The sequence below is a fragment of the Kitasatospora cineracea genome (assembly GCF_003751605.1).
In the GTDB taxonomy this organism is placed as follows: Bacteria; Actinomycetota; Actinomycetes; order Streptomycetales; family Streptomycetaceae; genus Kitasatospora; species Kitasatospora cineracea.
The window spans coordinates 1,729,376-1,749,416 of record NZ_RJVJ01000001.1; the positions used below are offsets into that span (position 1 = coordinate 1,729,376).

The 20,041-nt window shown below is 75.8% G+C and carries 17 protein-coding genes; 9 read left to right on the forward strand and 8 right to left on the reverse strand.

Annotated features, from left to right (window positions below; translation table 11 throughout):
* Positions 1-26 precede the first annotated feature (26 nt).
* Positions 27-695, reverse strand: coding sequence for a DUF4097 family beta strand repeat-containing protein (locus EDD39_RS07880; protein WP_123554308.1), 669 nt, complete (start codon positions 693-695; stop codon positions 27-29).
* 254 nt (positions 696-949) lie between these two features.
* On the opposite strand from EDD39_RS07880, the gene EDD39_RS07885 reads away from it, so the two are divergent.
* Positions 950-1,735, forward strand: coding sequence for a helix-turn-helix domain-containing protein (locus EDD39_RS07885; RefSeq protein ID WP_123554310.1), 786 nt, complete (start codon positions 950-952; stop codon positions 1,733-1,735).
* 119 nt (positions 1,736-1,854) lie between these two features.
* Here the strand turns inward: EDD39_RS07885 and EDD39_RS07890 are convergent, their stop codons facing one another.
* Positions 1,855-3,828: a lamin tail domain-containing protein gene (locus tag EDD39_RS07890; RefSeq protein WP_244256637.1), complete on the reverse strand. Its 1,974-nt coding sequence runs from the start codon at positions 3,826-3,828 to the stop codon at positions 1,855-1,857.
* Between the two features lie 230 nt (positions 3,829-4,058).
* On the opposite strand from EDD39_RS07890, the gene EDD39_RS07895 reads away from it, so the two are divergent.
* Positions 4,059-4,991 (forward strand): LysR family transcriptional regulator, encoded by a 933-nt coding sequence (locus tag EDD39_RS07895; protein WP_123554311.1) that lies wholly within the window; start codon positions 4,059-4,061, stop codon positions 4,989-4,991.
* Between the two features lie 65 nt (positions 4,992-5,056).
* On the opposite strand, the gene EDD39_RS07900 is transcribed toward EDD39_RS07895, so the two are convergent.
* Positions 5,057-6,322 carry a metallophosphoesterase gene (locus EDD39_RS07900; protein ID WP_425269660.1) on the reverse strand — a complete coding sequence of 422 codons (1,266 nt, stop codon included), beginning with the start codon at positions 6,320-6,322 and terminating at the stop codon, positions 5,057-5,059.
* Positions 6,323-6,535: 213 nt separating this feature from the next.
* Between EDD39_RS07900 and EDD39_RS07905 the strand changes: the two genes are divergently transcribed.
* Positions 6,536-6,919: a hypothetical protein gene (locus tag EDD39_RS07905; protein ID WP_244256638.1), complete on the forward strand. Its 384-nt coding sequence runs from the start codon at positions 6,536-6,538 to the stop codon at positions 6,917-6,919.
* On the opposite strand, the gene EDD39_RS07910 is transcribed toward EDD39_RS07905, so the two are convergent.
* Positions 6,904-8,127: a hypothetical protein gene (locus EDD39_RS07910; RefSeq protein ID WP_244256639.1), complete on the reverse strand. Its 1,224-nt coding sequence runs from the start codon at positions 8,125-8,127 to the stop codon at positions 6,904-6,906. The genes EDD39_RS07905 and EDD39_RS07910 overlap by 16 nt on opposite strands.
* A 149-nt stretch (positions 8,128-8,276) precedes the next feature.
* Positions 8,277-9,176, reverse strand: coding sequence for a LysR family transcriptional regulator (locus EDD39_RS07915; RefSeq protein WP_123560239.1), 900 nt, complete (start codon positions 9,174-9,176; stop codon positions 8,277-8,279).
* A gap of 196 nt (positions 9,177-9,372) precedes the next feature.
* On the opposite strand from EDD39_RS07915, the gene EDD39_RS07920 reads away from it, so the two are divergent.
* The 5 genes from EDD39_RS07920 (at position 9,373) to EDD39_RS07940 (ending at position 13,919) form a co-directional block, all read left to right on the forward strand.
* On the forward strand, positions 9,373-10,266 hold the full coding sequence (locus EDD39_RS07920) for a ketopantoate reductase family protein (RefSeq protein WP_123554313.1): 894 nt from the start codon (positions 9,373-9,375) through the stop codon (positions 10,264-10,266).
* Between the two features lie 75 nt (positions 10,267-10,341).
* A complete protein-coding gene (locus EDD39_RS07925; RefSeq protein WP_123554315.1) occupies positions 10,342-10,806 on the forward strand; it encodes an SRPBCC family protein in 465 nt (154 codons plus the stop codon).
* Between the two features lie 630 nt (positions 10,807-11,436).
* Positions 11,437-12,582 carry an alpha/beta hydrolase gene (locus tag EDD39_RS07930; RefSeq protein ID WP_123554317.1) on the forward strand — a complete coding sequence of 382 codons (1,146 nt, stop codon included), beginning with the start codon at positions 11,437-11,439 and terminating at the stop codon, positions 12,580-12,582.
* 126 nt (positions 12,583-12,708) lie between these two features.
* Positions 12,709-13,287 carry an RNA polymerase sigma factor gene (locus tag EDD39_RS07935; RefSeq protein ID WP_123554319.1) on the forward strand — a complete coding sequence of 193 codons (579 nt, stop codon included), beginning with the start codon at positions 12,709-12,711 and terminating at the stop codon, positions 13,285-13,287.
* The gene (locus EDD39_RS07940) at positions 13,284-13,919 is read left to right on the forward strand and encodes a hypothetical protein (protein WP_123554321.1); all 636 of its coding nucleotides are present in this window, start codon (positions 13,284-13,286) and stop codon (positions 13,917-13,919) included. Before EDD39_RS07935 ends, EDD39_RS07940 begins: the two co-directional genes overlap by 4 nt.
* Positions 13,920-13,940: 21 nt before the next feature.
* On the opposite strand, the gene EDD39_RS07945 is transcribed toward EDD39_RS07940, so the two are convergent.
* Positions 13,941-16,409 (reverse strand): ABC transporter permease, encoded by a 2,469-nt coding sequence (locus tag EDD39_RS07945; RefSeq protein ID WP_123554323.1) that lies wholly within the window; start codon positions 16,407-16,409, stop codon positions 13,941-13,943.
* The gene (locus EDD39_RS07950) at positions 16,406-17,140 is read right to left on the reverse strand and encodes an ABC transporter ATP-binding protein (RefSeq protein WP_208765464.1); all 735 of its coding nucleotides are present in this window, start codon (positions 17,138-17,140) and stop codon (positions 16,406-16,408) included. Before EDD39_RS07950 ends, EDD39_RS07945 begins: the two co-directional genes overlap by 4 nt.
* An 85-nt stretch (positions 17,141-17,225) precedes the next feature.
* Here EDD39_RS07950 and EDD39_RS07955 point away from each other — a divergent pair, with 85 nt between their 5' ends.
* Positions 17,226-17,834 (forward strand): response regulator transcription factor, encoded by a 609-nt coding sequence (locus EDD39_RS07955; RefSeq protein WP_123554327.1) that lies wholly within the window; start codon positions 17,226-17,228, stop codon positions 17,832-17,834.
* A 72-nt stretch (positions 17,835-17,906) separates the two neighbouring features.
* On the opposite strand, the gene EDD39_RS39410 is transcribed toward EDD39_RS07955, so the two are convergent.
* A complete protein-coding gene (locus EDD39_RS39410) occupies positions 17,907-19,961 on the reverse strand; it encodes a sensor histidine kinase (RefSeq protein ID WP_123554329.1) in 2,055 nt (684 codons plus the stop codon).
* Between the last annotated feature and the right edge of the window lie 80 nt (positions 19,962-20,041).

The following is a 20,041-nucleotide window of genomic DNA, read 5'->3' on the forward strand; positions in this document are numbered from 1 at the left end:
TGCTGCGCCGGTGAGGTGGCGGCGCGTCAGGCGGTGCGGGCGGAGATGTCGCCGTGCGCGGTGGTGGCGCGGATGGTGACGGCGGGGACGTCGTCGGCGTTGCGCAGCGCGTTGTGGATGCGGCCGTAGCCGGTGCCGGCGTCCAGCGAGGCGGAGACGCCGCGGGCCACGCCGACCGAGATCGAGCCGGACTTGGTGGTCAGGTCGAGCGTGCCGCGCACCGCCTCGGTGACGGTCAGGTCGCCGCGCTGGGTGCTGAACGCGGCGGGGCCGGTGAGGCGGCCGACCTCGATGTCGCCGTCCTGCAGGGTGAGTCGGGCGGCGGACGCCTCGTCGAGCTTGACGGTGCCCCGGGCGCTCTCGAAGGCGACGTCGCCGAGCCGGCCGACGCCCCGGAGCCGGGCGTCCGCGCTCTTCGCCTCGACCGTGGAGCCGGCGGGCAGCTGCACGGTGACCTCCAGGGCGCCGGACGGGCCGAGCAGGCGGTGCGCGGCGGCGTCGGTGGTGATCCGCAGCACGCCGTCGGCGTAGGCGACCTCGGTCTGCTCGACGGCCTTGGTGTCGCGGCTCTTCGCCGGGTCGGCGGGGAGCAGCTCGACCACGGTGTCGGTGCGGTCGGCGGCGATGAACCGGACCAGGCCGGCCGGGATGTCCAGGGCGACGGTGATCGGGGCGGCGGTGTGGAACTTCTGCATGGGGGGCTCCCTGTTCGCGGTGCGGTGCCGGTGCGGCGCCGCTTCGTTTCTGACATTGGAAACGCTACGTTGCGTTCAAGGATCGAGCAACAAGCTTGTTGCAATCGAATGGCATCAGTGCAGTTCAGGGTAGATAAATCGTTGCAATGGTGCTGAAGCTAACGCAACGTCAGGGGAGGTATTCGTTGCAATAGGCTGAGGGTGAACGCTATGCTGGGCGCGGCAACGTCACGCACCGCAGAAGGAGGCCCCCGATGCCGGGAGGCAGGCTCACCCAGCAGGAGCGCCAGCAGATCGCGCTGGGGCTGGCCGACGACCTCGCCTACGCGGAGATCGCCCGCCGGCTCGACCGTCCGACCTCCACCGTCACCCGCGAGGTCATGCGCAACGGCGGCCCGACCGGCTACCGGGCCGACCTCGCCCACCGGGCCACCGAGCACCGCGCCCACCGCCGGACCGCGCCGTCCCGCGACCCGCGCCCGGCCGACCGCCCCGGCGACGGACGCGACCCCGGCGCGATCGGCGCCTTCGAGGAGTCGATCACCACCGTCTTCATGCAGTCCGGCCTGAGCCGGATGCCCGCCCGGGTGCTGGCCGCACTGCTGGTCACCGACTCCGGCAGCCTGACCGCCGGTGAACTCGCCCAGCGCCTCCAGGTCAGCCCGGCGTCGGTGTCCAAGGCGGTGGCCTTCCTGGACGAGCAGTCGATGGTCCGCCGGGAGCGCGACGAGCGCCGCCGCGAGCGCTACGTGGTGGACGACGAGATCTGGTACCAGTCCGCGGTGGCCAGCGCCCACTCCAACTCCGCGGTGGCCGCCGCCGCCCGCCAGGGTGTGCCGCTCCTCGGCTCGTCCAGCCCCGCCGGGACGCGGCTGGAGAACGTCGCCCGGTTCCTCGACCACCTCTCCGAGATGCTGCTGCGCGCCGCCGAGCAGGCCCGCGACGTGCTGCTCGCCAAGCCCGCGCCGGAGCCCGACGGGCCGGGCGCGCCCGACGGGCCTGCCGAGGGGGCGGGGAGCGCGGCGGACGGCCGGGGCTGAGCGGCGCCCCGGGAACGGCGGGGGCCCCGACCGCGTGGTGCTGCGGTCGGGGCCCCGGTGTCGGGCGGGCGGTGATCAGCAGGGCATCAACAGGGCATCAACAGGGAATCAGCGGGGCGTCAGCAGGGGAAGGTGCCGCTGTAGAGGGCGTGGCCGTACGAGGAGCTGCCGGAGCCGAAGCCGTAGATGCCGTCGTCGCTCCAGACCGCCTCGCGGAAGCCGCCCGCGCAGGTGGAGGCCGGGGCGAGGGCGAAGCCCTCCAGGTTGTCGACCGGCATGACGGCGGGGTTGGTGTAGGTCACGTCGGGGACGATCGCGCCGGAGGCGTTGACCTTCAGGAAGGTGTGGGTCTCGCCGCAGGTGTTGTCGCAGGTGGCGACGATGCGCTGGGCGCCGGCGTCGAAGGTCACGTCCATCACGCCCGGCTTTCCGGTGGAGACGGTGCCGAAGGTGGTGAAGCTGCCGTCCGAGTTGAGGCCGTAGACGTGCAGGGTGCCGTCGTACTCCAGGCCGGCGAAGAACAGGCCGGCGCCGTGCAGCGGGTAGTTCGCCGGGGAGTAGGCGGCGCCGGTGAGCGGGTCGGTCCAGCCGTTGGCGGTCAGCCAGCTGTCCGGGACGTAGCCGACGCCCTCGAAGCCGAGGTTGGCGTCGTCCTTGCTGCCGGTGTTCAGCTGCGGGAACTGCGCGGTCATGTCCCACTGGTGCAGCGGGGTGAGGGTGCTGCCGGTGGCCGCCGGGTCGAACTCCATGACGGTGTCCTTCGGCACGGTGTTGTTGCCGTTGTCGCGCTCGGAGGTCACGTAGAGGTGGCCGTTGCCGCCGACGGTCAGGCCCTCGGAGTCGGGCTGGCCGGTGCCGCCCGCGAAGCGGATCTGTTTGCCGGTGGCGCTCCAGGTGGCGTCCGGGACCCACTTGCCGTTGCTCTTGACCAGCTTGTACAGCCAGTTCTTGTTCTTGGCGGCCCACAGCACGGACGGGTTCGCCGGGTCGAAGGCCAGCCCGCTGACGTCGCGGCCCTCGGGGCCGGTGGAGGTGGTGAACGCGCAGACGTTGTCGGCGATGGTGACGTCCAGGCCGCCGGGCCAGGACTGGGTGCCGGACGGGGTGGAACCGGTGCCGCCGGGGGCCTCCGGGGTGCAGCCGCTGGTCAACGTGCCGCCGCCGCCCAGCAGTTGGCCGGCGGTGCCGCCGCCGGTGCCGCCGCCGGGGGTGCTGCCCGCGCAGGAGTTCACCGCGCCGAAGGTCGCGCTCGCGGAGGTCTGGAAGCCGGTGGCGCAGCGCTCGTCCGAGGGCGAGGCGCCGGACGCGGCCCAGCTGACCGAGTCGACGGTGTTGCCGCTGCCGTCGAGCAGGAACAGCGAGTCGCTGCCGCCCAGGCCGATGGTCGAGCCGAACGTGACGTAGCCGCCCGCGGGGATGCTGGTCGCGCTCGGGGCGGAGGACGAGATCGAGGCGGCGGAGTGCGTGGTGTCGTTGTCGACGTACTTCCACGAGCCGATGCTGACCGCGCTGGTGCCGCCGTTGTACAGCTCGACGGTGTCCGAGCCGTCCGAGCTGACCTCGTTGATCCGGACCCGGCTCGCGGCGGGCGGCGACGCCGGGCAGCCGGCGGCGTTCGCCGCACCGAAGGTGGTCGTGCCGGTGCCGGTCACCCAGGTGCCGGTGCCGTCGCCGCCGCAGCGGGCCATCGCGGGCTTCGCCTTGCCGGCGGCCCAGTCGACCCGGTCGACCACGGTGCCGTCGGCGGTGTAGATCACCACCTTGTCCGAATCACCCAGCCCCTTGGGCGAGTTGAAGGTGACGAAGCCGCCGGCCGGGATGCTGCTCGCGGACGGGTTGAAGGACTGCGGGGAGAAGCCGTCGTCGGACATCTTCCAGCCGCTGAGGCTCACCGCCGTCGAACCGCTGTTGTAGAGCTCCACCGTGTCGCTGTTGGCGGAGCTCACCTCGTTGATGCGCACGTTCTGGTAGCCGGCCGGGTCGGCGGCCGCGGCGGGCTGCGCGGCGAGCAGCCCGGTGACGACCAGCCCGGAGAAGGTCAGGGACGCGGCGCACAGGGAGGCGACGCCGACACGCGAGTGTGAGTTAGGCACGGGGCGGAACTCTGGCGACCCGACGTGGAAACAGCGTGTACGCGGGTTGAATCCCGGGCTCTTCCCGCCGGAACGCCAGGTTGGCGGGCCGCCGGCCCGACCGGATCCGGCCAACCGACCCGGGTGGCCACCGCACAACTGGTGGTTGACCATTGTGAGGCATTTTCGCAGGTCGTGCCGCTCCCTACCGACCGATCAACAACCTGTGATTGTTCAGTAGGGTGGGCGTCATGGACCTCGAAGCCGTACGCACCTACGTCGCCGTCGCGGAGGCGGGCCAGTTCCAGAAGGCCGCCACCGACCTGGCGGTCACCCAGCAGGCCGTCTCCAAGCGGATCGCCGGGCTCGAACGCGACCTCGGCGTCCGGCTGTTCGCCCGCACCCCGCGCGGCGCCGAACCCACCATCGACGGCCTGGCGTTCCTGCCGCACGCCCGCGAACTGCTGCGGGTCGCCGACCGGGCCGCCGCCTCCGTCCGGGCCGGCCGCCGCCCGCTGCGGGTCGACGTGATCAACTCGCGCGGGGCGGCCGCCCGGCTGATGCGCGACTTCCACCGGGCCCACCCGGACGTCGAGTTGGACATCGTGATGCTGCTCGACATCGAGGCCGCCGTCGCCGCGATCCGCTCCGGCAGCGTCGACGCCTCGTTCCGGGCCGTCGCCATGCCCGGCCGGCCGCTGCCCGAGGACCTCACCGCCGTCCGGGTCGTCGACGAGCCGCTGCACCTGCTCACCGGCCCCGCGCACGCCCTCGCCGCCGCCCGCACGGTGCCGCTCGCCGAACTGGCCGGGCACCGGATCTGGATGCCCGGCCTCCTCCCCGGCAGCGAGTGGGGCGCCTACTACGAGGCGCTGGCGGGCGAGTTCGGCCTGACCATCGAGTCGACCGGCCCCAACTTCGGCTCCGACGCGCTGCTCGACACCATCGCCGACACCCCCGCCCTGGCCACCTTCATGGGCGAGGACACCCGGCTGGTCTGGCCCACCGGGTACGGCCTGCGCCGCATCCCGGTCACCGACCCCGTCCCGGTCTACCCGCACTCGCTGCTGCACCGCCGGGACGACCCGCACCCCGCCCTCCCGGCGCTGCGCGCCCACCTCGCCGCCGCCACCGCCACCACGGCCCCCGTCGTCGGCGGCTGGATCCCGTCCTGGGCCCGCTGAACCACGCCGACCGGGCCGGGCCGCCCCTACGCCCCGCCGTCACGCCCCGCCCGCGTGCGGCGCCGTCACGCCCCGCCCGCGCGCAGCGTCAGCAGGGTGATCTCGCTCGGCGCGAACACCCGGAACGGCGGCCCCCAGAAGCCGGTGCCCCGGCTGGTGTAGAGCTGGGTGCGCTCCCCGTGCCGGCTCAGGCCCTGCACCACCGGCTGGTCCAGCCGGACCAGGTAGCGGAACGGCCAGATCTGGCCGCCGTGGGTGTGCCCGGAGACCTGCAGGTCGACCCCGGCCGCCACCGCCTGCGGCACGTACTTGGGCTGGTGGGCGACCAGCAGCACCGGCAGTTGCGGGTCCGCCCCGGCCAGCGCGCCGGACAGGTCGGCCCGGTGCCCGGCCTCGCCGGAGGACGCCGCGGTGACGTCGTCCACCCCGGCCAGCACCAGGGCGTCCCCGCCGCGCTCCACCACCACGTGCCGGTTGTGCAGCGCCTCCCAGCCCAGCTCGGCCATCCGGTCCAGCCAGCCCTGGGCCTCGCCGCCGTACTCGTGGTTGCCCGTCACGTACACCCGGGCCAGGGCGGCCCGGACCGCGCCCAGCGGCGCGGACTGCGCGCGGCGCCGGTCGGGGGTGCCGTCCGCGATGTCGCCGGCGTGCACCACCACGTCCGCCGCCAGCGCGTTGACCGCCTCGGTGACCTTCGCCGACCAGGCCGCCCGGTCGATCGGCCCGTAGTGGGTGTCGGCCAGCACCACGACCCGGGTGCCGTCCAGGCCGGCGCCGAGCCGCGGCAGGCGGACGTCCAACCGCCGCACCCGGGGCACCCGCATCGCCTCGTGGTGCCCCCAGGCCAGCAGGACGGCCGACACCAGCAGGACGGCCGCCGCGACGAGCCGGGCCCGGCCGGTGCCGCCGACGCCGAACCCGGCCAGCAGCAGGTCCGCCAGGCCGCCCAGCACCGACCAGGTGAACAGCACCCACACCACGCCCAGGCTGGTGTCCGCGATCCGGGCCGCCCGGTCGTCGCGGGACCGCGGGCGGTGGCCCGCGACCATCAGGAACGGGAAGCCGACCATCCAGGCCAGCAGCACGGCGGTGCCCGCCAGGACCACCGGCAGCGGCCAGTCGGCGCCGGAGGCGAGCAGCGTCCACCACGGCGGCAGGCAGAGCAGCACCAGGGCGAGCACCAGCACGCCCAGCCGCCGCAGCACCGTCCGCCGGGGCGTCCGGCCGCAGCCTCCACCGTCGCCGTCGCCGGGTGCCCGCGGCCCGGGGACGTGCGCGCTGCCCGCCCCGTCCTCGGTGTCCGTCCCGTCCAGGGTTCCGCTGTCCGCCACCGCGCCGCCTCCTGTGCGTGCCCCTCCGGCACGTGCCCGGTCAGCAGGCGATCCGGGCCGGCTCCGTGCGGGAGGTGATGCCGAGTCTCGCGCACGGGCGGGGGCGGTGGTAGCCCGAGGTGCGCCCCGGCGCCCGTGACACCCGCCCGCCGGCCGGGGAGACTCGGACCCACCGGCCCGCGCGGGCGGGGTTTCTCACGACAGGGGCGGGACGTGGCACTGGCGAAGAAGGGCTCCCGGCGGATCGTCGTCGACGGCGTCGAGTACCGCTGGCGGGTGAGCAGCAAGCACTGGTGCTGCGACCACGACCCGCGCCCCCTGGGCTACGCGGTGGAGCACGCCGCCCGCCCCGGCACGACGCTGGTCGTGGACACCGGGCGGCCCGCCGTCTTCCCCCCGGAGGAGGTGCCGGAGCAGCTCGTCCTGCCGGGCGAGGTCGCCGCGGGCGTCCGGGTCGCCCTGGCGGACGGCTGGACGCCCGGCGCCGACGGCTCGCCGTTCGTGCTGTGCCTCTCCGCGCCCCGGCCGGCCGGCCCGGCACCGGCCCGGGGCCGGTACCGGGGAGCCGACCCGACGGACCGTCAGCCGCCGCCGTAGGTGGCCTGGGTGACCGCGAAGACGTTCCGGTTGTTCGCGGGCTCCTGGAGGGACCACAGCAGGTCGGGCCCGGTGGCGTCCTCCCAGTAGGAGATGCTCTCGCCGCCGCTGACCCAGGCGAAGGAGGAGGACCCGGCGGTCGGGGTCCAGTAGTAGAGCTTCTTCTGGCTCGAGGAGTTGAACCACCAGCGGCCGTTGTGCGAGGCCACGCCGTTGAGGTTGTACCAGGGCAGTTGGAGCGCCTGGCTGGCGGTGGTGGTCGCGGCGAACGTGGTGGCCCCGGAGGCGAACGGGAAGCGGACCGCCCGCGGCGCCCGGTTGGGGTAGGCGGTGCAGCCCGACTGGCAGGTGTACTCCGTCATCACGATCGACCTGCTGACCCGGTCCAGGGAGATCGACGACCACACCAGCTTGTCCGCGGCGGAGGTCTGCGCGGTGACGGTGCCGATCTGGGGCAGCACGTAGGCGTAGTTGTGCGCGTAGTAGACGGACCCGGACTGGCGGCCGATCTGGTCGGCGGTGCCGCCGGTGTCGGTGTTGAGGATCTTGCGCATGTCGAAGACCCGCATGCCGCGCCCGGTGTCGGCGACGTACAGGTAGTCGCCGTACCAGGAGACGCCGCCGGCGTGGACCGGGATGTCCTTGAAGCTCGGTGCGGCCGTGGTGCCGGTCGGCTCCACCAGGAGGATCTTGCGGTACTTGTTGGGGTAGGTGGCGTCCCAGTCGACCAGGGTGATCCGGCTGCGCTGCTGGGCGCCGTCGCAGCCGTCCTTGGTGTACCAGCTGACCAGCACCAGCTGGTGGCCGTCGTAGTTGCCGCTGTTCGCGGTGCCGATCGCGTCCCGGCTGGTGGTGATGCCCTGCGGGTAGCTCTGGCAGTCGCCGTCGTCACCGTCGTCGAACCGGAAGCCGCCGGACAGGCCGGCGACCGAGAAGGACGACGCCAGCCCCTGCCGGTCGTGGTTCGCGTTGTCCATCACGGTGTGCACGGCGCTGGTCCCGAGCGTCGAGACCAGCGCGGTGTTGAGCGCGTCGTACTGGTGGTAGTCCGCGCTGAGCGTGTAGTCGGACGTGTCGAGCGCGGTCGGCGCGGTGGCCGCGGCCGCCGGGGGAGCGGCGGTGAGCACGCCGGTGACCAGCAGTCCGGCGGCGAGCACCGCCCTTGCCACGGTTCTGACTTGACGGATCATCAGGTCCTGCCTCTCCATGTGAACGGATCACCTCTGGATCAACGGCGACTCACGCTAGGCGTGATCCGGACGTGTGCGCAACACCCCCGTCGCGCCCGCCCTCGCCCCGTCGCGCCTGCCCTCGTCCCGTCGCGCCCGCCCTCGTCCCGTCGCGCCCGCGCCCGTCCTCACCCCGCCTCCCGGCGGGAGCAGTGTTCGGCGACGGTGTCCGCGAAGGCCCGGGCCAGCGGCGAGAGGGCGTCCCAGCGGCGGACCGCCCAGCCCGCGGTGAGCGGCGGCAGCGCGGGGATCGGCACCAGTCGCAGGTCCGGGTGCCCCGGCCCGTTCCACTCGGGCAGCGCCGGGACGACCGCCCGGCCGAGCCCGAGCCCGGCCAGCAGGATCGCGGTGTCCCAGTCCGTGACGCTGGTGTCGAAGACCGGCCGGATCCCCGCCCCGGCGAGCCAGGTGCCGAGCTGGGTCCGCGCGGTCGAGTTCTCGGGCAGCCCGATCAGCCGGACGTCCTGCAGGTCCGCGGGCTCGACGGACTCCCGCCCGGCCAGCGGGTCCCCGGCCGCCACCGCCAGCGCCCAGGGCAGGTGCACGACCGGACGCTGCTCCACCTCCCCGCCCGCCGGCCGCAGCGTGATCCACGCCAGGTCCACCGCCCCGGCGGCGAGCGCGTCGAAGCAGCCCCGGCTGGACGTCTCGGTCTGGAACTCCAGGCTGGCCCGCGGGAACCGCCGCCGGAAGTCCACCACCGCCGCGGCCATGAAGTGCCGGACGGTCGTCGCCCCGGTGGTGACCCGCACCGACCCGCCCTCCGCCCGGGCGAGCTCCTCGATCCGCCGCACCGCCTGGTCGATCCGCCCCAGTCCCTCGGTCACCGCCCCCCACAGCACCCGCCCGGCCGGCGTCGGCACCACCCCGCGCGGCTGCCGCTCTAGCAGGCTCAGCCCCAGCTCCCGCTCCAGCCGCTTCACGTGCTGGCTCACCGCCGACTGCGTGCAGCCCAGCTCCCGGCCCGCCGCACTGAGCGACCCGGCCCGGCAGACCGCCCCGAACACCCGCAGATCATCAAGAGTCACGACCCCCAAGCCTAAGCTCGGCCCACCCCCAGCAAACCCATGGATTGACTTGGACCGCGCCAGGTTTGACCATCGTTCAGGGCCCAGGGCGGCAACCCGCCCGCGTCACCCCCGCGCTCCGGACGCGGCCCGACGCGGGCGGGTGTCGACCCGCCACCACGCACCCGCCCCTCCCAGGAACACCCCAGGAGCACCCATGAGCACCAGCAGGCAGACCGTGGCCGTCCTCGGCCCGGGCGGCGTCGGCGGCCTGATCGCCGCCCTGCTCGCCCGCGCCGGACACCGGGTCCGCTGCCTGGCCGGCGACCGCACCGCCGCCGCGCTGCGCGAACGCGGACTGCACGTCGACAGCGTCCACCACGGCGAGTTCACCGTGCCGGTCGAGGCCGGCACCGTGCTGCGCGAACCGGTGGACACCCTCTTCGTCACGGTCAAGCAGACCGCGCTCCCCGAAGCCCTCGACCGCGTCCCGGCCGACGTCCTCGGCCCGGCCACCGTGATCCCGCTGCTCAACGGCCTCGACCACGTCGCCCTGCTGCGCGCCCGCTTCCCCGCGGCCCGGGTCCTCGCGGGCACCGTCAAGGTCGAGGCGACCCGCACCGCACCCGGCCGGATCGCCCACACCAGCCCCTTCGCCGACCTCGAACTCGCCGCCCCCGAAGCCGAGTTCGCTCCCCTCGCGGAACTCCTGCGCGAAGCCGGACTCGGTGTCCGGCTGCGCGACGACGAGAACGCGGTGCTCTGGGACAAGCTCTCCTTCCTCGCCCCGTTCGCCCTGCTGACCACCCGCCACCGCGCCGACACCGGCACCGTCCGCACCCGGCACCGCGCCGAACTGCTCACCGTCCTCGCCGAGACCGCCGCCGTGGCCCGCGCCGCCGGAGCCCCCGTCGAAGCCGAAACCCTGCTCGCCGTCTTCGACCGCTTCCCGCCCACCGCCAAGTCCTCGATGCAACGCGACGCCGAAGCCGCCCGCCCCCTCGAACTCGACGCCATCGCCGGCGCCGTCCTGCGCACCGCACGGACCCACGGCATCCCCACCCCCGCCACCGCCCGCCTGCTCGCCGCCATCCCGGCGGCCGCCCCCTGACCCGCCCCCTGGCCACCCCGGCCGGGCGGTGCGATCATCCACCGGACGTCCGCCAGCCGCCCGGGGGGAGCCCGAGTGCCCAGCACCGAACTGCACCACAGCTACGAGGTGGGGGCGCCGCCCGCCGACGTCCTCGCCCATCTCGCGGACCCCGCCCACTACATCGGCCTCTCCCCGCTCCTCGTCGACGTGCGCGAGGTCCGGCCCGGGGGCGACGGGACGACCCGCTACGTGGCGGTCGAACGCTTCCGCTTCCTCGGCCTGTTCACCCACGACAACCGCATCGAGGTCACCCTCCGCGCCGACCCGTCCCGCCTTCCGGCCGAGGCGACCGTCAGCGGCGACGTGGCCAGCCCCGGCGGCGTCCGGATGTCCTACCGCTTCACCATCACCCCCGGCAGCGGCACCACCTCCCGCCTCTCCGACACCCTGCACCTGCACGCCCCGTTCGGCCTCCTCCGCTTCGCCGCCCGCCAGGCCGCCGCCGTCCAGCAGTCCCGCGCCCGCGTCCTCGCCGCCCGCCTGGCCCCCGCCCCCTGAGGGCCGATCGGGCACGCCTGCCAGGACAGTTCGGCGAGCGGGTGCCCGGCGAGCGGGCCGGCGGCGAAGACGAAGACCAGGCCGAAGAAGAGCTCCAGGGCGGAGACGCCGCGGCGCGTCCCGGCGTCCCGGTCTCGGGCGGTCTCGGGCGGTCTCGGGCGGTCTCGGGCGGTCTCGGGCGGCCTCGGGCGGCCTCGGGCGGTCTCGGGCGGTCTCGGCGGTCGAGGGCCGCGCCCAGTGCGTCCAGCCCGTCGGCGCAGGTGCCGGTGAGAACAGGTCGACGGCCTCCTGCCCGGTGGCGCCGTCCGTCGGGCTGAACCGTCCGGACCACTGCACCTCGGCGAGGTCCGCCCGGCCGGGGACGCGGGGCAGCCGGTCGGGCAGTGAGTCGAAGCCGCCGACGAGGCCCCGGACCCGCTCGGGGGTGGCGTGGACGGTGCGGCTGACGGAGGCGGAAGCCACGGGGGGTCCGCTCCTGGTGAAGGGAAGCGGGGGAGCCGCGGGTCAGGCGCCCTGCGGCAGCGGCGGTGTCCTCGGCGATCCGGCCGGGACGGGCCGCACCGAAAAGCCGCCCCGAACCGTGTGTACCTGTGCGAGGTCCTGAACCGAGTCACGACGGGAGTGGTTCCGATGGCCGTGGGATACCTGACGACCGTGCTGCTGGCCACCGCGGTCACGGTGTTCTGCCTGGTGCCCGTCCGCGGGCCGAGCGCGCTCTTCTGGTTCAGCTACCGCCTCGGCCTGGTCTTCAACGAACTGCCCTTCCTCGTCCTCTACGCCCTCGCCGCCTCGACCGCGCTCGCCTTCGCCGAGGGTGACATCACGACCACCGCGGACCGGCTGGCCGTCGCCCTCGCCGCCGTCACCGCCACCGGCCTCGCCGTCGTCGCCCGCCGTGGCATCCGCACCGCCCCCGTGGTCCGCCGCGCCCTCGCCGAGGCACTCGGCCCCGACGCCGGCACCCCGCACCGGCCGCCCCTGACCCGCATCCTGCTCCACCCCTTCCTCCGCCGCCGCCGCGAGGTCGTCCGCGTCCCCGACCTCCGCTACGGCGACGCCGGCCCCCGCAACCTGCTGGACGTCTACCACCACCGCGCCCGCCCGCAGGGCGGCCCCGTCCTCATCCACTTCCACGGCGGCCACTACGACCAGGGCCGCAAGAACACCCAGTCCCTCCCCCTCCTGCACCGCTTCGCGGCGCGGGGCTGGGTCTGCATCAGCGCCAACTACCGCCTGCGCCCCGCCTTCTCCCACCCCCACCACCTGATCGACGCCAAGAAGGTCATCGCCTGGGCCCGCGCCCACGCCCCCGAGTACGGCGCCCACCCCGACGCCCCGGTCTTCGTCTCCGGCAGCTCCGCCGGCGGCCACCTCGCCGCCCTCGCCGCCCTCACCCCCAACGACCCCGCCTACCAGCCCGGCTTCGAATCCGCCGACACCGCCGTCACCGCCGCCGTCTGCCTCAACGGCTTCCTCGGCACCTACTTCGACGGCGACCCCGCCACCTCCCCCGTCAACCTCGCCCGCCCCGACGCCCCGCCCTTCCTCATCGCCCACGGCGACCTCGACGAACTCGTCGACCTGGAGAACCCCCGCGCCCTCGTCCACGCCCTCCGCACCACCTCCACCTCCCCCGTCGTCTCCATCGAACTCCCCGGCGCCCACCACGCCTTCGACCTCTTCCACTCCTTCCGCTTCGAAGCCCTCATCGACGGCATCGAAGACTTCACCACCTGGACCACCACCCACCCCGCCCCGCCCACCCGTGAACCCTGAACCCTGACCCCGCAGCCCGCCGGACGGAGGTCCGGTACGGCGTTCCCGGTGGGGCCGTGTGACGCTTTTCGGCGCCGGAGCCAAGTAGAGGCGTAAGCAGTCACTCGTCCGTCCCAAGGAGCGTCCGTGCCCACGGAGCACCCAACCGTCCCACCCGCGCCGGATCCGGCCGGGTTCGCCGAGTTCTACCGGCAGAACTTCGCCGCGGTCCTCGGCTTCGTCACCCGGCGCACCGACAGCGTGCACCTGGCGGCCGACCTGACCGCCGACGTCTTCCTGACCGCGCTGGAACAGGCGGACGGCTACGACGCCCGGCGGGGGACGCCCGCCGCCTGGCTGTACGGCATCGCCCGGAACGTGCTGGCCGCCCACTTCCGCGGCAGTGCCCGGGAGCGGCACGCCGTCTCCCGGATCGCCGGCCACCGGATGCTCGACGAGCAGGACGCCGCCGTGATCGAGGCCCGGATCGACGCGGACCGCGCCGCCCGGCAGCTGGCCGGGCGGCACGCGGCGCTGTCCGAACCGCTGCGCGCCGTGCTGGACCTGGTGGCGCTCGACGGGCTGACCGTCCGCGAGGCCGCCCAGGCGCTGGGGATCGGCGCCGCCACCGCGCGGATGCGCCTGCACCGGGCCCGCAAGGCGCTGAAGGGCGTCGCCCCGCAGACCGGCCCGTCCCTGAACACCCTTCTGGAGGTCGCCTCGTGAACACCCCCCTGGACGTCCTGGACACCCCCGCGAACTTCCGGCAGCGCCTCGAGGACGAGCTGACCGCCCGCGCCGCCGCCCGCCCCGTGCTCGTGCCGCTGCCCGTCCGGCGGCGCCGCACCGGGCGGATCGCGGTCACCTCGCTGGGCCTGGCCGCGGCCGTCGCCGCCGTCCTGCTGGGCGCCCAGGCCGGCAGCGGCCCCGCCACCCGCCAGGAGGCGGTCCCCCCGGCGGTGGGCGGCGGCGCCCTCGACGAGGTCGGCTACACCGTGACGGTCCGCCCCGACCACCTCGTCGCCGTGGAGATCATCGGCACCGAGCTCTCCGGGCTGCAGGACGCGCTGCGCCGGGCGGGGCTGCCCGCCGTCGTCCTGTCCCCGTCGGCCTCCTGCTCCGCGAAGGTCACCCCGGTCGACACCGGCCACCTCGGCCGGGCGATGTCCCTGGACCCGGAGAACGGCCGCGTCGCCCTGCTCGACCCCGGCGCGGTCCCGGCCGGCGACACCCTGCTGGTCGTCGACGAGGCCCCGCCGGGCGCGCTCCACAAGTCCGTCGGGAGCCTGGCCGTCATGCTGACCAACCCGGCCCCGGCCTGCTTCCCCGCCGCGCAGGTCGACGTCGGCGAGGGCTGACCGCCCGCACCGCCGGGCCGGTCAGGCCCGGCGGTGCGGCCCCCGCAGGGTGGCGCGGGCGGGGAGCCAGGTGCCGAGGGCGGCCAGGGCGGCCGCGCCGAGCAGGACCAGGGCGAGCTCGGCGCCGGGGACGGCGACCCCGGCGGTGCCGCGGGTGATGCCCTCGGCGTAGGTGGTGAGCACCGCGAGGGCGACGGCCAGACCCAGCGCGGTGGCGAGGACGACGGCGACGGCGGTCTCCCAGCCGAGCATCCGCCGGATCTGGCGGCGGGTGGCGCCGGCCAGGGCCAGCGCGGCGAACTCGTGGCGGCGGTCGGCGATGCCCATGGCCAGGGTGTTCAGGACGGCGATGGCCACGAAGGTGATGATCAGCCCGAGCATGACGTAGCCGATCTGCGCGCCGGTCCGGTTCGCCGCGGCGGCGGCGGACGCGGAGGCCCGGTCGAGCACCCCGAGCCCGGGCTCGCCCCGCAGGGCGGCGGTGAGCGACTGCCGGGTCAGGCCGTCGCCGCGGACCAGCAGCTCGTCGTCCAGCGGCACGTCGACGTGGGCGGCGACCAGGTGGTGCGCGAGGGTCAGGTCGCCGAAGCCCAGGCCGCGGCCGTAGAGCGCGACCACCGTCACCTCCGCCGGGGTGCCGTCGGCGAGGGTCAGCCGGACCCGCTGGCCGAGCCGGTAGCCCAGCCCGTCCGCGGCCGCCGCCGTGTCGTCCGCCAGCCGGCCGGGGTCGCCGGCGGTGACGCCGAGGTCGAGGGTGTCGGCCAGCCGCTCGGGGGTGACGGCCTGCACGCTGCGCCGGGTGAGCCCGTCCCGGACCTGGCTGTGCAGGACCCGGGTCACCGTCCGGACGCCCGGCACCGCGGCCAGCGCCTCGGCGGCGGAGGCCGGGGCGTGCGGGCCGACCACGAAGTCGGCGGTGCTGCCGCGTTCGCGCTGGGCGGCGGCCGCGTGCCCGGTGGTGGTCTGGGTGAACAGGATGGTGCAGGCCATGGCGATCAGCAGGGTCAGCGGCACCACCACCGACGCCAGCCGGTGCGCCCCGGCCCGAAGGTGCCGGACGGCCAGCCAGCCGCCGATCCGGGACGCCCGCAGCGGCAGGCCCAGGACGGCCGTCCCGGCCCGGGCCACCAGCGGGCCGAGCAGGGAGAGCGCGGTGCACCACAGCAGGACGGTGAGGAAGCAGACCGGTGTCGCGGCCTGGTCGGTGTGCAGGGCGGTCAGCAGGACGGTCAGCACCACCGCGCCGGCGGCGGCCAGCACCCCGAGGACGGTCCGGGCCGCGGCCGGGCGGGCCGGCGCCACCTCCGCCTCGCCGAGCGCCTCGACCGGCCTGACCGCGGTCGCCCGCCGGGCCGAGATCCGGGCCGCCGCCCAGCCGGCCAGCAGGGTGGCGGCCGCGGCGGCCAGCGCCGGGAAGGGCGAGAGCACCACCGGCAGGTTCGCCGGGGCGACGCCCAGGGCGACGAACCGGCCGTGCAGCCAACTGCCCAGCGGCAGACCGGCGGTGGCGCCCAGGACCCCGGCGGACAGGCCGAGCAGCAGCGCCTCGCCGCCGATCATCTTCCGGACCTGCCGCCCGGTCGCGGCCACCGCCCGCAGCACCGCGATCTCCCGCTGTCGCTGCCGGACCGACAGGCCGAAGGTGCCGACCACGATCAGCAGGGCCACCAGCAGCGAGGTGCCGGCCAGCACGGCGCCCGTGCTGACCAGGCGCACCCCGGCCCCGGCGGCGTCCGGGAACTCCGCCGCGCCGCGGCCGTCGCCGGTGCGGACCACCGCGCCGGGGGTGCCGGCCAGCAGCGCCCGGACGTCGGCGGCGGCCGACGGCGCGGCCGGGAAGACGCCGATCGCGCCGACCAGGCCGTCGTGGCCGGCGAGCGCCCGGGCCCGGCCGGTGGCGAAGAAGACCGCGGACTGGTCGGCGAAGCCCTGCGCGGTCACCCCCACCACCCGCACGCCCAGCGTCCCCGAGGGCGTGCGGACGGCCGTGGCGGAGCCGGGCGCCAGGCGCGCCCGGGCCGCGGTGGCCGCGTCCACGACCACCTCGTCGTCGGCGGCGGGCGCGCGGCCGGCGGCCAGGACGAGACCGGCCAGCGGCGCCGACTCCCAGCCGTGGCCCCACGCACCGCGGTCCGGCCCGCCGGGCAGCAGCGCCGGGAAGGTCACCTCGGTGGCGACGGCCCGCACCGACGGCAGGGCCGCGACCCGGTCGGCGAGGGCGGCCGGCACCCAGGCGCGGTCCGCGATCGGCTTGGACTTCTCCTTGACCTTCCCCTTCCCCTTGTCGACGGTGGCGTGCACCTCCTGGTCGCCGGAGACGACGATCGGCGCGGCCGCGTACCGCTCCGGCCGGACGGTGCCGACCAAGCCGGTGACCAGCAGCGTCCCGCAGCCGCAGACCAGGGCGGCGGCGCAGAACAGGGCGACGAAGGCGCCGGCGAACCCGGCCCGGCGGTGCCGGAGGGTGGCGAGGGCGAGTCCCAGCATCATCGGTTCCACGCCCCCAGCCGGATCATGCGGTCGGCGACCGCGGCGGCGGTCGGCCCGGTCAGGGTGTCGACGACCCGGCCGTCGGCCAGGAACAGCACCTCGTCGGCGTAGGACGCGGCGACCGGGTCGTGGGTGACCATGACCAGGGTCTGGCCGAGCTCGTCGACGGTCTGCCGCAGCAGGACGAGCACCTCACGGGCCGTCATGGTGTCCAGCGCACCGGTGGGTTCGTCGGCGAACACCACCTCCGGGTCCGCGACCAGCGCCCGCGCGATCGCCACCCGCTGCTGCTGACCGCCGGACAGCTGGCCCGGCCGGTGCCCGGTGCGGTCCTGCAGGCCCACCCGGCGGACGAGTTCCGCCAGCCGCCCGGCGTCGGCCCGCCGCCCGGCCAGCCGCAGCGGCAGCGTGACGTTCTGCTCGACGGTCAGCGCGGAGACCAGGTTGAACGACTGGAACACGAACCCGGCGCGCTCGCGCCGCAGTTCGGTCAGCTCCCGCTCGCCCAGCCGGGACAGGTCGGTGCCGCCGAGCCGGACCGTCCCGGAGGACGGGCGGTCCAGGCCCGCCGCGCAGTGCAGGAAGGTGCTCTTGCCCGAACCGGACGGCCCCATCACCGCGGTGAAGCCGCCCTTCGGCAGCCGCACCGTCACCTCCCGCAGCGCGGCGACCGCGCCCCGCCCCTTGCCGTGGACCTTGCTCACGGCGTCCAAAGTGATCGCATCGCTCATGCCTCCAGCCTCCCGGCCCGCGAACTCCCTTCCCAGGGACGGGAACACGCGCGACCCGTGACCTCGTCACGGGTAGGGTCGGGCCATGATCAGACTCCTGCTGGCCGAGGACCAGCACGTGGTGCGCGGCGCCCTGGTGGCCCTCCTCGGGCTGGAACCCGACCTGGACGTCGTCGCGGAGGCGGACTCGGCGGACGACGTGCTGCCCCGGGCCCTGGTCTTCCGCCCCGACGTGGCGGTCCTGGACATCGAGATGCCCGGCCGGACGGACGGACTCCAAGCGGCCGCCGCGCTCAAGGAGCGGCTGCCCGCCTGCCGGACGCTGATGCTCACCTCGCTCGGCCGCCCCGGACTGCTCCGCCGCGCCCTGGACGCCAAGGTCGACGGCTTCCTGCTGAAGACCGCACCGCCCGCCGACCTGGTTGCGGCCATCCGCCGGGTGGCCGCCGGCGGAAGGGTGCTGGACCCGGCCCTGGCCGTCGCCGCCTGGGACCTGGCGGACAACCCGCTCACCCCCCGCGAGAACGACGTCCTGCGCGAACTGGCCGGCGGCGCCGAACCGCCCGAGATCGCCGCCTGCCTGCACCTGTCCACCGGCACCGTGCGCAACGTGCTGACCGCGGTCGTCGGCAAACTGAACGCCCGCAACCGCACCGACGCCGTCCGGATCGCCCGCGAGGCCGGCTGGCTCTGACCCGCTCCGACCCGCCGGTCCCGACCCGCGGGGGCGGATCCGCGCGGGCGGATCCACGGGGGCGGGCCCGGCTCAGCGCAGCGGCACTTCGGCCCGCAGCAGGTACCACCCGTCGTCCGGCCCGGCGGCCAGCGTGCCGCCCGCCCCGGCCAGCCGGACCGTCAGCCCGCCGATCCCGGAGCCGGGCGCGGTGACGTCCGCCCCGACGCCGTCGTTCTCCACCTCCAGCCGCACCGCCCCGCCGGCCGCCGAGACGGCGATCCGCGCGTGCCGGGCCCGGCTGTGCCGCAGGACGTTGGTGACGGCCTCGCGCAGCACCACGCCCAGCACCGCCCCCGCCGCGTCCGGCACCGGCCCGTCCTCCAGCTCCACCACGATCCCGGCGGCCTCCAACACCACCGCCGCCGACGCCAGTTCGGCGGTGAAGGACAGCCGGGGCCCGTCGTCCGCCAGCGCCCCCAGCTCGGCGCGGCCGCGCTCGGCCAGCCGCGCGATGCCCGCCAGCTCGGCCCGGCAGCGGGCCGGATCGCCGTCCGCCAGCCGCCGGGCCAGCTCCGCCCTGAGCAGGATCGCGGTCAGACCGTGCCCGAGCAGGTCGTGCAGGTCCCGGGCGGCCCGCAGCCGCTCGGTGACGACGGCGGCCGCCCGCCGCCCGGCCGCCGCCCGCTGCAACTCCCGCACCAGCCGGACCAGGCGCAGCACCGCGTACACCACCACGCAGGTGACCAGCGCGCTGACCGCGGTCAGCAGCACCGGCACCGGGCCGTGCCCGCCGACCACCCCGGCGGCCGCCACCACCGCGACGGCCGCCGCCGCGCCCGCGCGCAGCGGCAGGGCGATCAGCAGCGAACCGGCCAGGATGCCGGCCGCGCCGATCCAGTTCCGGCCCAGCCAGGGCAGCGGCAGCAGGGCGAGCACCGCCGAGGCGAGCAGCGCGGCGCGGGCGTGCCGGGTCGCGTCCCGGATCGAGAAACGGACCTGGAAGGCGCAGAACACCGCCACGCACCCCGCTCCGAGCCAGAGCCGGGACGGGGGGACGAACATCAGCGCCTTCGCGCAGAACACCGCGAGCAGGAACCAGTACAGGCCCAGCGCGGTCCGCAGCTCGGGCGGGTCGACGGCGGCCGGGGCCGGCGCCACCGCCACCGACGCCTCCACCGCGAAGCGCCCGTCCGGCTCCAGACCCGCCGCCAGCCGCCCGCCGACGGCCCGCACCCGCTCCGCCAGGTCGTCGAGGACGTCCGCGCCGAGCGCCGCCGTCGGCACCCCGTCGCTGACCACCCGCAGCACCACCCGCCCGGCCCGCTCCTCGGTGGAGACCTCGCACCGCCGGGCGTCCCCGACCCGCACCACCGCGGTCACCGCCTCCCGCAGCACCACCGCCAGCACCGTCCCGGCCGGACCGAGCGGCTCGCGGTGCCCGATCCGCAGGTCGGCCGCGATGCCCGCCGAACCCAGCAGGGCGCGGGCGCTCGCCGCCTCCGGGGCCAGCGAGAGGCTGCGCAGCTCGGCAGCGGCGGCCCGGACCGCCCCCAGCGTCCGCTGCGCCGTGTCGATCAGCCCGTCCAGCGCCGCCGGGTCCCGGCGCTCCGCGGCCTCCCGGATCCGGGCCATGCCCGCGTCCAGCCCGCTCCCCAGCGCGGACGCGATGCGCAGCCGCTCGTCGGTGACCGCGGAGGCCGCCAGCTCCAGCCGGGCCCCGTGGACCCGGCCCGCCAGCAGCGCCAGCGCGGTCACGGCGTAGAGCATGGCGCCGCCCAGCGCGACGGTCAGTAGCAGGTCGACGACCTCCCGCGGTTCCGCGGCCCGGCCCGCCTCCACCGCCGCCGCCCCCGCCACCAGCAGGGCCAGCAGCACCCGGCGCCGCTCCAGCAGCAGCGAAGCCGCCGGCAGGCACAGCAGCCCGACCGACACCCCGAGCGGACCGACCGCGAGGAACCCGACCCCCACCTCCACGGCCGCCCACCCGCCCCACCCGGCCGCCCCTCGGGTGTGCCGCAGCTGCAGCCCCGCCAGCACCAGGCAGGCCGCCACGACCGCCACCCCCGCGGCAGGCTCCGCCACGACCCGCCCGGCCCCCCGCACCAGGTGCACCAGCACCAGCGCCACGGCCACCGCCGCCGCCAACCGCCGTCCCCCGGCCCGCGTTCCCCCTCCACCCGGCGCATCGTACGCGGCCCCCGACACGACGGAGGCCCGGACCGCGG

What these genes read in the sequence shown, in the direction of transcription:
- EDD39_RS07920 (WP_123554313.1), top strand. Translation starts at nt 9,373, where the DNA reads ATGAGCACCAGCAGGCAGACCGTGGCCGTCCTCGGCCCGGGCGGCGTC.
- EDD39_RS07945 (WP_123554323.1), bottom strand. Translation starts at nt 16,409, where the DNA reads ATGATGCTGGGACTCGCCCTCGCCACCCTCCGGCACCGCCGGGCCGGG.
- EDD39_RS07910 (WP_244256639.1), bottom strand. Translation starts at nt 8,127, where the DNA reads ATGGAGAGGCAGGACCTGATGATCCGTCAAGTCAGAACCGTGGCAAGG.
- EDD39_RS07950 (WP_208765464.1), bottom strand. Translation starts at nt 17,140, where the DNA reads ATGAGCGATGCGATCACTTTGGACGCCGTGAGCAAGGTCCACGGCAAG.
- EDD39_RS07895 (WP_123554311.1), top strand. Translation starts at nt 4,059, where the DNA reads ATGGACCTCGAAGCCGTACGCACCTACGTCGCCGTCGCGGAGGCGGGC.
- EDD39_RS07880 (WP_123554308.1), bottom strand. Translation starts at nt 695, where the DNA reads ATGCAGAAGTTCCACACCGCCGCCCCGATCACCGTCGCCCTGGACATC.
- EDD39_RS07930 (WP_123554317.1), top strand. Translation starts at nt 11,437, where the DNA reads ATGGCCGTGGGATACCTGACGACCGTGCTGCTGGCCACCGCGGTCACG.
- EDD39_RS07955 (WP_123554327.1), top strand. Translation starts at nt 17,226, where the DNA reads ATGATCAGACTCCTGCTGGCCGAGGACCAGCACGTGGTGCGCGGCGCC.
- EDD39_RS07885 (WP_123554310.1), top strand. Translation starts at nt 950, where the DNA reads ATGCCGGGAGGCAGGCTCACCCAGCAGGAGCGCCAGCAGATCGCGCTG.